The sequence below is a fragment of the Streptomyces sp. NPDC088785 genome (assembly GCF_044750685.1).
Taxonomy (GTDB): domain Bacteria; phylum Actinomycetota; class Actinomycetes; order Streptomycetales; family Streptomycetaceae; genus Streptomyces.
Map to the genome: position 1 here is coordinate 219,293 of NZ_JBIVKH010000002.1, position 11,710 is coordinate 231,002.

Annotated in this window: 12 protein-coding genes; 4 read left to right on the plus strand and 8 right to left on the minus strand. The window is 70.6% G+C overall.

Going from position 1 to position 11,710, the window contains the following annotated elements:
• Window positions 1-16: 16 nt before the first annotated feature.
• Window positions 17-475 (plus strand): RrF2 family transcriptional regulator, encoded by a 459-nt coding sequence (locus ACIP5K_RS06660; RefSeq protein WP_401405735.1) that lies wholly within the window; start codon window positions 17-19, stop codon window positions 473-475.
• Window positions 476-532: 57 nt separating this feature from the next.
• Here the strand turns inward: ACIP5K_RS06660 and mmsB are convergent, their stop codons facing one another.
• The 7 genes from mmsB to ACIP5K_RS06695 form a co-directional block, all read right to left on the minus strand.
• Window positions 533-1,783 carry a multiple monosaccharide ABC transporter permease gene (mmsB, locus tag ACIP5K_RS06665; RefSeq protein ID WP_401405738.1) on the minus strand — a complete coding sequence of 417 codons (1,251 nt, stop codon included), beginning with the start codon at window positions 1,781-1,783 and terminating at the stop codon, window positions 533-535.
• A complete protein-coding gene (gene mmsA, locus ACIP5K_RS06670) occupies window positions 1,780-3,330 on the minus strand; it encodes a multiple monosaccharide ABC transporter ATP-binding protein (RefSeq protein WP_401405741.1) in 1,551 nt (516 codons plus the stop codon). The genes mmsB and mmsA overlap by 4 nt, the downstream gene beginning before the upstream one ends.
• Window positions 3,331-3,372: 42 nt before the next feature.
• Window positions 3,373-4,494 carry a multiple monosaccharide ABC transporter substrate-binding protein gene (gene chvE / locus ACIP5K_RS06675; RefSeq protein WP_401407520.1) on the minus strand — a complete coding sequence of 374 codons (1,122 nt, stop codon included), beginning with the start codon at window positions 4,492-4,494 and terminating at the stop codon, window positions 3,373-3,375.
• A gap of 132 nt (window positions 4,495-4,626) precedes the next feature.
• Complete coding sequence (locus tag ACIP5K_RS06680; protein WP_401405744.1) at window positions 4,627-5,583, minus strand: hypothetical protein; 957 nt, start codon at window positions 5,581-5,583, stop codon at window positions 4,627-4,629.
• 91 nt (window positions 5,584-5,674) lie between these two features.
• The gene (locus ACIP5K_RS06685) at window positions 5,675-6,679 is read right to left on the minus strand and encodes a zinc-binding dehydrogenase (RefSeq protein WP_401405747.1); all 1,005 of its coding nucleotides are present in this window, start codon (window positions 6,677-6,679) and stop codon (window positions 5,675-5,677) included.
• A complete protein-coding gene (locus tag ACIP5K_RS06690) occupies window positions 6,676-7,848 on the minus strand; it encodes a mandelate racemase/muconate lactonizing enzyme family protein (RefSeq protein ID WP_401405750.1) in 1,173 nt (390 codons plus the stop codon). The genes ACIP5K_RS06685 and ACIP5K_RS06690 overlap by 4 nt, the downstream gene beginning before the upstream one ends.
• Window positions 7,849-8,034: 186 nt before the next feature.
• A complete protein-coding gene (locus ACIP5K_RS06695) occupies window positions 8,035-8,472 on the minus strand; it encodes a MarR family winged helix-turn-helix transcriptional regulator (RefSeq protein WP_401405753.1) in 438 nt (145 codons plus the stop codon).
• 110 nt (window positions 8,473-8,582) lie between these two features.
• Here ACIP5K_RS06695 and ACIP5K_RS06700 point away from each other — a divergent pair, with 110 nt between their 5' ends.
• The 3 genes from ACIP5K_RS06700 to ACIP5K_RS06710 all read left to right on the plus strand — a co-directional run bounded on the left by ACIP5K_RS06700 (window position 8,583) and on the right by ACIP5K_RS06710 (window position 11,013).
• Window positions 8,583-9,608 (plus strand): NADP-dependent oxidoreductase, encoded by a 1,026-nt coding sequence (locus ACIP5K_RS06700; RefSeq protein ID WP_401405756.1) that lies wholly within the window; start codon window positions 8,583-8,585, stop codon window positions 9,606-9,608.
• Window positions 9,609-9,709: 101 nt separating this feature from the next.
• Entirely contained in the window at window positions 9,710-10,132 is a 423-nt protein-coding gene (locus ACIP5K_RS06705; protein ID WP_401405759.1) for an organic hydroperoxide resistance protein, read from the plus strand.
• A 38-nt stretch (window positions 10,133-10,170) separates the two neighbouring features.
• Window positions 10,171-11,013 (plus strand): EI24 domain-containing protein, encoded by an 843-nt coding sequence (locus ACIP5K_RS06710; RefSeq protein WP_401405762.1) that lies wholly within the window; start codon window positions 10,171-10,173, stop codon window positions 11,011-11,013.
• 42 nt (window positions 11,014-11,055) lie between these two features.
• Here ACIP5K_RS06710 and ACIP5K_RS06715 read toward each other — a convergent pair whose 3' ends face one another.
• Window positions 11,056-11,622 (minus strand): TetR/AcrR family transcriptional regulator, encoded by a 567-nt coding sequence (locus ACIP5K_RS06715; RefSeq protein ID WP_401405765.1) that lies wholly within the window; start codon window positions 11,620-11,622, stop codon window positions 11,056-11,058.
• Window positions 11,623-11,710: the final 88 nt, after the last annotated feature.

Consider the following 11,710-nt stretch of genomic DNA (forward strand, 5'->3'; position numbering starts at 1 on the left):
CCCCGACAATGACCCCATGAGGATCTCCGCCCGCGCCGACTACGCCGTCCGCGCCTGCCTGGAAATCGCCGTGCGCGACGGCGCCGAACCGGTCAAGGCGGAGACCGTCGCCGCCGACCAGGACATCCCGCACAAGTTCCTGGAAGGCATCCTCGGCGACCTGCGGCGCGGCGGCATCGTCGTCAGCAGGCGCGGCGGCAACGGCGGCTACCTGCTGGCCCGCGCCGCCGACACCATCACCGTCGCCGACGTCGTGCGCGCCGTCGAGGGCCCCATCGTCTCGGTGCGCGGCGAGCGGCCCACCGCCCTCGCCTACAGCGGCGCCGCCGAACCGCTGCTCCCGCTCTGGGTCGCGCTGCGCGCCAACGTCCGCAAGATCCTCGAAGGCGTCACCCTCGACGACCTCGCCCACGGCGGGCTCCCCGAACCGGTGCGGCAACTGGCCGACGACCCGGCCGCCTGGCACAACCCCTGACGCCGCCGCGCCCGGGTCCGGGCACGGCGGCGTCAGGGGCTGTCCGCAGGGGCGGGCCTAGCGACCGCCGCGCCGCTTGTTCCAGACGTCGAAGCCGACCGCGGCGAGCAGCGCCAGCCCCTTGATCACCGACTGCCAGTCGGAGCCGACGCCGAGCAGGTTCATGCCGTTGTTCAGCACGCCGAGGACGAGACCGCCGATGATGGCGCCGAGGACGGTGCCGACCCCGCCGCTCATGGACGCGCCGCCGATGAACGACGCCGCGATCGCCTCCAGCTCGAAGTTGAGGCCCGCCTTGGGCGAGGCCGCGTTCAGCCGGGCCGCGACCACCAGGCCGGCCAGCGCCGCGAGCACGCCCATGTTCAGGAAGACGTAGAAGGAGACCTTCTTGTCCTTGACGCCGGACAGCTTGGCGGCGGGCAGGTTGCCGCCGATCGCGTAGATGTGCCGGCCGAAGACGGAGTTGCGCATCAGATAGCCGTAGCCGACCACCAGGGCGCCCAGCACCAGGAGCACGATCGGGGTGCCCTTGTAGCTGGCGAGCAGCATGGTGACGACGGCGATGGCCGCGACGATCGCGATCAGCTTCAGGACGAACAGGTTGGACGGGACCACGTCGAGCGCGAACTCCCGCTGCCTGCGCCGGTCGCGCAGCTCCTGCCACACCACGGCGCCCGCGAGGAGCAGGCCCAGCAGCAGCGTCAGGTTGTGGTAGTTGGTCTCCGGGCCGACCTCCGGCAGGAAGCCGTTGCCCAGGTCCTGGATGCCGCTCGGGAACGGGCCGAGGGTCTGCCCCTTGAGCAGGATCTCGGTGAGCCCCCGCCACACCAGCATGCCGGCCAGGGTGACGATGAACGACGGGATGCCGCCGTAGGCGATCAGATAGCCCTGCACGGCACCGGCCGCGCCGCCCATCGCCAGGCAGATGATCATCGCGACCGGCCAGGACACGTCGTGCGAGACCATGAGCACCGCGGCCGTCGAGCCGACGAACGCGGTGAGCGACCCCACGGACAGGTCGATGTGACCCGCGATGATCACCAGCATCATGCCGATCGCGAGGATCAGGATGTAGCTGTTCTGGAGCACCAGGTTGGAGACGTTGCGCGGCAGGATCAGATCGCCGTCGGTCCACACGGCGAACACCGCGATGAGCAGGCCGAGCGCGATGAGCATGCCGTACTGGCGCATGTTGCGCCGCAGCCCGTCCACGACGAGGCCGAGCAGTCCGCCCCCGCCGCCGCTCCCGGCGCCCGCGCCGTCCTCGCCCGGCGGGGCCGCCGGGGTCTTCGTCAGGTCCGTACTCATCGCGCCACCTCTTTGTCCTTCGTCATCAGGCGCATCAGCGATTCCTGGGTCGCCTCGGCGCGCGGCAGCTCACCGGTCAGGCGGCCCGCGGCCATCGTGTAGACGCGGTCGCACATGCCGAGCAGTTCGGGCAGCTCGGAGGAGATGAAGACGACCGCCTTGCCCTGGGCGGCGAGCTTGTCGATGACCGTGTAGATCTCGTACTTGGCACCGACGTCGATCCCGCGGGTGGGCTCGTCGAGCAGCAGGATCTCCGGGCCCGCGAAGATCCACTTGCTGAGGACGACCTTCTGCTGGTTGCCGCCCGACAGCCTGCACACCGGTTCGAAGACCGTCGGGGCCTTGATGTTCATGGAGGTGCGGTACTCCTCGGCGACCTGCCGCTCCTCGTGCTCGTCGACGATGCCGCGCCTCGCGACCTTGCCGAGCGCGGCGAGGGAGATGTTGCGGTTGATGGTGTCGATGAGGTTGAGGCCGTAGTGCTTGCGGTCCTCGGTGACGTACGCGATCTTGTGGCGGACCGCCTCGGAGACCGTCCTGGTGCGGATCTCCCGCCCGTCCTTGAGGACCGTGCCGCCCGCGTACCGGCCGTACGTGCGCCCGAAGACGCTCATCGCCAGCTCGGTGCGGCCCGCGCCCATCAGGCCCGCGATGCCGACGATCTCGCCCCGGCGCACGGTCAGCGACACGTCGTCGACGACCTTGCGCTCCCGGTCGATGGGGTGGTGCACCGTCCAGTGGCGGATCTCCAGGGCGGGCGCCGAGCCGGCCTGCGGGGTGTGCGGGGTGCGGTCGGGGAAGCGGTGGTCGAGGTCGCGGCCGACCATGCCGGAGATGATCCGGTCCTCGGTGGTCTCCGGGGCCTTCACGTCCAGCGTCTCGACGGTGCGTCCGTCGCGCAGGATCGTCACCGAGTCGGCGACCCGGCGGATCTCGTTGAGCTTGTGCGAGATGATGATCGAGGTGATGCCCTGCTTCTTCAACTCCAGGATGAGATCGAGGAGTTTGCCGGAGTCCTCGTCGTTGAGCGCGGCGGTCGGCTCGTCGAGGATGAGCAGCTTCACCTCCTTGGAGAGCGCCTTGGCGATCTCCACGAGCTGCTGCTTGCCCACCCCGATGTCGGCGACGGTGGTGTTGGGGTTCTCGTCGAGCCCCACCCGGCGCAGCTGCCGCGTCGCGTGCCCGAGGGTCTCGTGCCAGTCGATGAGTCCGCGCGTGGCGTGCTCGTTGCCGAGGAACATGTTCTCGGCGATCGACAGGTAGGGCACCAGGGCCAGCTCCTGGTGGATGATGACGATGCCGCGCTTCTCGCTGGCGTTGATGTCCTTGAACGCGCAGGAGCGGCCCTCGAAGAGGATCTCCCCCGCGTAGCTTCCGTGCGGGTGGACGCCGGAGAGCACCTTCATCAGGGTGGACTTTCCGGCGCCGTTCTCCCCGCAGATGGCGTGGACCTCGCCGGCGCGGACGCTCAGGGAGACGTCCGACAGCGCCTTGACGCCGGGGAAGGTCTTGACGATCGAGCGCATTTCCAGGACGGGTCCCGCCATGGCTGTGCCCTTCAACTAGTCGCTGGTAGGGGGAGGTTCGGGCTACTTCAGGCCCAGGTCCTTCCTGGTGTAGTAGCCCCCGTCGACCAGGGTCTTCTCGTAGTTCTCCTTGGTGACGGCGACCGGCTCCAGGAGGTACGCGGGGACGACCTTGGCGCCGTTGTCGTACGTCTTGTCGTCGTTCGTCTCGGGCTTCTTGTCGTTCAGCACGTCGTCGACCATGGTCACCGCGCGCTTGGCCAGCTCACGGGTGTCCTTGTAGACCGTCGAGTACTGCTCGCCGGCGATGATCGACTTCACCGAGGCGACCTCGGCGTCCTGGCCCGAGACGGGCGGCAGCGGCTTGCCGGCGGAGCCGTAGCCGTCGGACTTGAGCGCGGAGATGATGCCGATCGAAATGCCGTCGTACGGGGACAGCACCGCGTCGACCCGGTCCTTGGCGTAGGCCGAGGTGAGGATGTCGTCCATGCGCTTCTGGGCGGTGGCGCCGTCCCAGCGCAGCGTGGTGACCTGGTTGAGCTTGGTCTGCCGGGACTTGACGACGAGCTGCTTCTTGTCGATGTAGGGCTGGAGCACCTTCATCGCGCCGTTGAAGAAGTACTTGGTGTTGTTGTCGTCGTTCGAGCCGGCGAACAGCTCCAGGTTGAACGGGCCCTTCTTACCGCTGGTCAGACCGATCTTCTCGATCAGCGAGGTGGCCTGGAGCTCGCCGACCTTCTCGTTGTCGAACGTCGCGTAGTAGTCGACGTTCTTGGAGTCCAGGATGAGCCGGTCGTAGGCGATCACCGGGATCTTCGCGTCCGCGGCCTCTTGCAGGACGTTGTTGAGCGACTTGTTGTCGATGGCCGCGACGACCAGCGCCGAGACCCCCTGCGTGATCATGTTCTCGATCTGTGAGACCTGCTGGTCGGGGTCGTCCTCACCGAATACCAGCTTGGTCTTGTAGCCCTTCGCCTTCAGCGACTTGACAACGTTGTTCCCGTCCGCGATCCAGCGCTCCGAGGACTTGGTCGGCATCGCGATGCCGACGGTGGACCCCTTGGCGCTGCCCTTCTTCTCGTCCTTGCCGCCCTCGCCGTTCTGGCCGCACGCGGCCAGGGTCAGGGTGAGCGTGGCGGTCGCGGCTATTGCGCTGAGGACGGCTCGGCGGTTTCGCATGGTCATCATCCTTGATGTGTGTGTGCGAACTCGGTCTGCGGTGTGAAGTCGCTTGCGCGGGGCGGGGATTGACCGAGTGAAGGTGTGTCGGATTGTGCGCGTCTGTGTTGTGTGCTGTGAAGTTGTGTTTCAAGAACGTTATTGACTGGTGTCGAAGCGCCGGAGGTCGCCGGGCAGCCGCGATCCGAGCGGCGACATCCCGCCGTCGGCCCCGTGCCGCGCCAGCAGATCCAGCGCGAGCCGGCCCCGGCGCACCCGCTCGCGGGCGGTGTCGAGGGTGACGCCGCGCAGCTGGGCGCCGTACGGGTAGAGGCCGGGAGCCTTGGCGAGCCCGAACTTCAGGTACAGGGGCGCGCCGCGGCGCACCAGTTCGGCGATCTCGTACATCCGGACATAGCCGCCGAGGTCGTCCGGGGCCTCCACATACATGTCCATCGGAGCGGCCGACACCCGGCGGATCTCCGTGAGATGAGCGAGCGTCAGGTCCGAGGGGACGTTCAGCGAGTCGGCGCCCAGGCGCTCGTACACGGCGTACGAGGCCGGGTTCACGGGCCCGACGAGCGCGGACACCTTGAGCGTGGTGTCGGCGGGGATGACGCCCCGGGCGCGGGCCCGGTGCAGCGTCCACAGCACGCCCTCGTCGGCGACGAGCAGACATCCGACGCCCAACTCGGTGGCTCGCACGGCGTCTTCGACGCATCCGGCGACGGCGTCGTGGCCGCGGGCGCGCAGCCCCGCGCCCCCGGAGCCGGTGCGCACGGAGGCGCCGGTGTCCCAGGTGCCGCGCGGCCCGGTGAACAGGCACAGCTCGATGCCGCGCGCGGCGGTCGCCTCGGCCATCTCCACGATCTCGGCGTCGCGCAGCATCCAGACGCCGCTGCCCTGGCTGATCCGGTGGACGGGCACGTCGAGCCGCGACGCCTCGTCGAGGACGACCCCGACGGCCTCGGGCCCCTCGACGGACGGGATCTCGACCCGCCAGCTGCCGCCGTCGGGGAAGGTGTGCGGGGAGGAGTCCGCCGGGTCGTGCGCGGGTGCGCCCAGGCCGAGTTCGGAGAGGGCGGGTTCGCCGGGGCGACGCGGTGATGAGGTCACGCTGGTCCTTTGCGTTGGCGTCTGTTCGGTATGTCGAATGAGGTTCGGGACCGCTCCCGCGGGCCCGTGCGACCGGCCGGGGCCGATGGCCCTAGGGCCGCAGCAGCACCTTCCCCACCGTCGGATCACCGGCCCCGACCAGCCCGATGGCGTCGGCGAACCGCTCCAGCGGCAGCTCGTGCGTGACGAGCGGCAGCGGATCGAGCAGCCCCGCCCCGAACGCCCGCACCGCGTGCGCCCACGCCCCGGACCCGGCCCCGAAGACGGTGCGCACCTCCAGCTGCCGCAGCACCAGATCCGCCGGGTCGAGCCCGTCCGCCCCGGCCGGCGGGAGGCCGGTGAGCACGAGCCGTCCGCCCCGCCGCAGCAGCGACGCGGCGGTCCGGGCGGCGGTGGTCGCTCCGGCGGCCTCGACGACGACGTCGAAGTCGTCCGGCAGGCGGTCGCCGTGCAGCCGGACGTCGCTGGCCCCGAACGTCCGTGCCAGGGACGCGCGTCCGCGCCCCGCGCCGACCACCAGCAGCTCGGCGGGGGAGTGCGCCGCCAAGAGCTGCACGGCGAGCATCCCGAGCGTCCCGTCCCCGACGACGGCCACCCGCTCGCCCGGGCGGACCCGCGCCTTCAGCGCGGCGGCGGCGACGCAGGCGGCCGGTTCCAGCAGCGCCGCCGCCGTGAGGTCGGCGGTGTCCGGCAGGACGTGCAGCAGCCGCGCCGGCAGCACCAGCGTGGCCGCCATCGCGCCCGGCCGGGTGAAGCCCGTCTCCTCGTACCCGGCGGTGCACAGGGTGGTCTCACCGGCGTGGCAGCGCGCGCACACCTGGCAGTTGCGGAACCCCTCGCCGACGGCCTTGCGCCCGACGAGCGCGCGCGGCACCCCGTCGCCGACCGCCACCACCACCCCGGACCACTCGTGGCCCGGGGTGAGCGGGTAACGCACGTACGCCTTGGGCCGGTTGCCCTGGTAGACCTCGCGGTCGGAACCGCAGATCCCCACCGCGTGCACCCGGACCAGCGCCTCGCCCGGGCCGGGCGCCGCCGGCTCGTGGGCGACGACGCGGTGCCGGCCCGGCGCGTCGACGACGACGGCGGCGCTCACGCGGCGCCGCCCCGGCCGCCGCCCCGGGGGTCGCGCTTCTCCCAGCCCTCGGCCCACAGGTCGAAGCGGGCCTGCTGCTGCGGGAACTCGGCGGCGGCGGCCACGTCCAGCTCGACGCCGAGGCCGGGCGCGTGGGACAGCTCGAAGTAACCGTCCACGACCTGCGGCGCCCCCGTGACGACCTTCTTGATGTCGGCGTCGGCGAAGTCGTTGAAGTGCTCCAGGATCTTGAAGTTCGGTGTGCTGAAGCCGACCTGGAGGGAGGCCGCGGTCAGCACCGGGCCCCCGACGTTGTGCGGGGCGACGAGGACGTAGTGCGCCTCGGCGGTCGCGGCGAGCTTGCGGGTCTCCCAGATCCCGCCGAGGTGGCCGACGTCGGGCTGGATGATGTCCGCCGCCTGGCTCTCGAACAGTTCGCGGAACTCGATCCGGTCGTGGATCCGCTCGCCGGTCGCGATCGGCATGTCCACCTTCGCGGCGACCTTCTCCAGCGCCTTCAGGTTCTCCGGCGGCACCGGCTCCTCCAGCCACGCGGGCTCGAACGGGGCGAGGTCGCGCGCCAGCCGGATCGCGGTCGCGGGCGAGAACCGCCCGTGCATCTCCAGCATCAGCTCGGCGTCCGGGCCGATCGCGTCGCGCACGGCCTCGATCAACGACACGGCGTACAGCGACTGTTCGTGGTCCAGCTCGAAGCGGCCGGTGCCGAAGGGGTCGATCTTCAGCGCCCGGTACCCGCGCTCCATCACGGCGCGCGCGGCCTTGTGGTACGCCTCCGGGGTCCGCTCGGTGGTGTACCAGCCGTTGGCGTACGCCTTGACCCGGTCGGTGACCTTCCCGCCGAGCAGCTGCCAGACCGGCACGCCGAGCGCCTTGCCCTTGATGTCCCAGCAGGCCATCTCGATGACCGCGACACCGGACATGACGATCTCGCCCGCCCGCCCGTAGTCGCCGTACTTCATCCGCTTGACCAGGTCCTCGACCGCGAACGGGTCGGAGCCGACGATGTGGTTGGCCAGCGCCTCGTGCAGGTAGCCGACGAGCGCGTCGGTGCGGCCCAGCATCCGGGTCTCGCCGATGCCCGTGAGCCCCTCGTCGGTGTGCACCTGGACGTAGGTGAGGTTCCGCCACGGAGTGCCGACGACGTGTGTGCTGATTCCCGTGATGCGCACGGCAGTTGCCCCCTGAGCCGTTCGATATTTCGTCACGCGTTCGAAATGCTGGCGTGACAGTAAGGACGGCCCCGCGGGGGTGTCAATGGGTGTGCGCGCACCGATCGCCGGACCGCCGCACCCGGCGCCGGAGTTGTCCGGCGGTGCGGTGAAGGCGAGGTCCGCCCGGGGTGCTCCGGGGAAGCGTCAGGCGATGCCGAGCATCCTGCGCAGCATGTCCCGGAAGGCCGTGCGCTCCTCGTGCGACAGTCCGGCCAGCGGCTCGCGCGCGAAGTCCAGGGAGTCCCGCAGGCCCCGCGCGACCCGCAGCCCCTCCTCGGTCGGCGCCGCCACCTTGACCCGGCGGTCGCCGGGCGAGGGCTGCCGCTCGACGAGGCCGCGGGTCTCCAGCCGGTCCACGATCCCCGTGATGTTCGACGGCTCGCACTTCAGGCGCTGGGCGATCTGCCGCATCGGCAGCGGCCCGAGCGTGAGCAGGCTCAGGACGCGGGCCTGCGCGCCGGTCAGCCGGTGCCGGGCGGCGGCCTCATCGTACTCCTGGTGGTAGCGCGCGACGACGCCCCCGATCAGCTCGACCACTTCGATCGTGAGCGGGTCCATTCGGCGGGAGCGGGAGGCGGTCATGGGTTCCAGAGTACCCATTTACTTGACATAGTGAAATATTCAGACGCATGGTTGTTTCAGGTACTGAAATAGTTCCGGGCCGAGCCGTCTCCTAGTCGAAGGGTCATCGCATGTCCGCCGACACCCCCCAGATTCCCGCCACCGGTCGCGAGTGGGTCCTGCTCAGCCGCCCGGTCGGCTGGCCCAAGCCCGAGGACTTCGAGCTGCGCGAGACCCCGGTCGCCGAGCCGGGGGCCGGCCAGGTCCTGGTCAAGAACCTCTACGTCTCCGTGGACCCGTACATGCGCGGCCGGATGTCCGCCGCCAAGTCGTACGTCGCCCCGTACGAGCTGGGCAAGGCCATGCAGGGCGGCGCGGTCGGCGTCGTCATCGCCTCGAACGACGAGGGCGTCGCGGTCGGCGACCACGTCCTGCACTTCTTCGGCTGGCGCGAGTACGCGACCTTCGACGCGAAGCAGGCCGTGAAGGTCGACCCCGAGGCCGCGCCCCTGTCCACGTACCTCGGCGTGCTCGGCATGACCGGCCTCACCGCGTACGCGGGCCTGCTGCGCACCCTGTCCTTCAAGGAGGGCGACAGCGTCTTCGTCTCCGGCGCGGCCGGCGCGGTCGGCGGCCAGGTCGGCCAGATCGCCAAACTCAAGGGCGCCTCGCGGGTCATCGGCTCGGCGGGCTCCGACGAGAAGGTGAAGCTGCTCCTGGAGGAGTACGGCTTCGACGCGGCCTTCAACTACAAGTCGGGCGACGTCCACACGCTGCTGAAGGAGGCGGCCCCCGACGGCATCGACGCCTACTTCGACAACGTCGGCGGCGACCACCTGGAGGCCGCCATCGCGCGCCTGAACCGCGACGGCCGCATCGCCATCTGCGGCGCGATCTCCGTCTACAACAACACGGAGCCGGCCCCCGGCCCGCGCAACCTCTCCCGCCTGATCCAGACCCGCGGCCGCATCGAGGGCTTCCTCGTCGGCGACCACTACGACCTCCAGCCGCAGTTCGTGCAGGAGGTCGGCGCGTGGGTCCGCTCCGGCGAGCTGAAGTACCGCGAGACGGTCGTCGAGGGCGTCGAGAACAACCTGGAGGCCTTCCTCGGTGTGCTGCGCGGCGACAACACCGGAAAGATGGTCGTAAAGCTCTGACCTGCCACAAGTGACCCCGGTCACATCCAGCAGTTCCATGATTCGGTAACCTCGTTCCGCCTAACGAAAAACAGTGAACGCGCGAACGAGGGAGCCGGTCCATGGCCATCACGCAGTCCGACGTCGTCTACACCGCCGTAGCCACCGCCGAGAACGGTCGCGACGGCCGGGTCTCCACCGATGACGGCAAGCTGGACGTCGTCGTCAACCCGCCCAAGGAGCAGGGCGGCTCGGGCAACGGCACCAACCCCGAGCAGCTCTTCGCGGCCGGCTACAGCGCCTGCTTCCAGGGCGCCCTGGCCGTCGTCGCCCGCCAGGAGAACGCCGACATCACCGGATCGACCGTCACCGCGAAGGTCGGCATCGGCAAGAACGACGACGGCTTCGGCCTGATCGTCGAGATCGCCGCCTCGATCCCGAACGTCGACCCGGCCGCCGCCCGGGCGCTCGTCGAGAAGGCCCACCAGGTCTGCCCCTACTCCAAGGCGACCCGCGGCAACATCACGGTCACGCTCTCGGCCTGACCGCCACGGCCCGATGCCCGTCCCGTAAAGTGCGCGCCATGCGTGATCTCGGGGCGGGCTTCGGCTATCTGATGAAGGGGCAGCGCTGGGTTGCCCGGCACGGCAAGCGGTACGGCTGGAGCCTGCTGCCCGGCCTGATCACGCTCGTGCTCTACGCCGTGGCCCTGGTCTGCCTGGCGCTCTGGGGCGACGACTTCGTCTCCTGGGCGACCCCGTTCGCCGACGACTGGTCCTCCCCGTGGCAGGGCCTGTTCCGCGGCTTCCTGACGGCGGTCCTGTTCGCCCTTTGCCTGCTGCTCGCGGTCCTCACCTTCACGGCCGTGACCCTGCTGATCGGCCAGCCCTTCTACGAGTCCCTCTCCGAAGAGGTCGACCGCAGCGAGGGCGACGGCTCGGTGCCCGAGTCGGGGCTGCCGCTCTGGCGCGACCTGTGGATCTCCGCCCGCGACAGCCTGCGCGTCCTGGTCCGCGCGGGCCTGTGGGGCATCCTCCTCTTCGCGCTCGGCTTCGTCCCGTTCGTCGGCCAGAGCGTCGTCCCCGTGCTCGGCTTCTTCGTCACCGGCTTCTTCCTCACGGAGGAGCTGACGGCGGTGGCCCTCCAGCGGCGCGAGGTGCAACTGCGCGACCGCCTGGCCCTGCTGCGCTCCCGCAAGGGCCTCGCGTGGGGCTTCGGCGCCCCGCTCGCGGTGGCCTTCCTGGTCCCGTTCGTGGCGGTGTTCCTGATGCCGGGTGCGGTGGCGGGGGCCACGCTGATGGTGCGCGACCTGGAGGGGGACGCCCGCCCGCCGGTGCCGGACGCCGCGGACCCGGCCGCGGGCGACCTCCACCCGGACCCCTACGGCCACGGGTCGGGCGGGTCCCCGCGCGGGGCGAGCGCGTAGCACCGTACGCGCGGTGGGCGGCCGGGCCCGGTCCGGCCGTGGCTACCGCTCCGCGCCGAGCAGCCCCAGGAAGTCCCGGAACGCCTCCGGCATGTCGACCTCGTCGGGGTCCAGCAGCCACTGGTACTGGAGCCCGTCCATCACCGCGACCAGCAGCGGCGCCGCCCGCTCCGGCGTGAGCCCGCCCGGCAGCCGCTCCCCGTACTCCTGGCGCAGCACCCGCGTCATCGCCTCGCGCACCCCGGCGTAGCGCTCGGTGAAGAAGGCCCGCGCCGGATGCCCGTCGGTCACCGACTCCCCGAGCAGCGCGGAGAAGGTCTGCACGACGCCGGGCCGCATCGCGTTGTACTCCACCAGCGAGCCCAGCAGGTCCAGCCGCCACCGGGAATCCGGCACCGCGTCCCACTGGTCCCGCTCCGCCAGGACGGCCACGAGCAGCGCCTCCTTCGACGGGAAGTGGTGCAGCAGCCCCTGCTGGGTCAGCCCCACCCGCTCGGCGACGGCCGCGAGGCTCGCGCCGCGGTAACCGCGCTCGGCGATCACTTCCAGCGCGGCCCGCAGGATCTCGGCCCGCCGCCCCTCGCTCCGGGCACTCCTGGTGCTGCTCATGCCCGTCACCGTACGACATGGACCGACGGCCGCCGGACCGTGAATATAACGGAGAGATAACGAAACCTACTGCTCTACAGGTAACGGG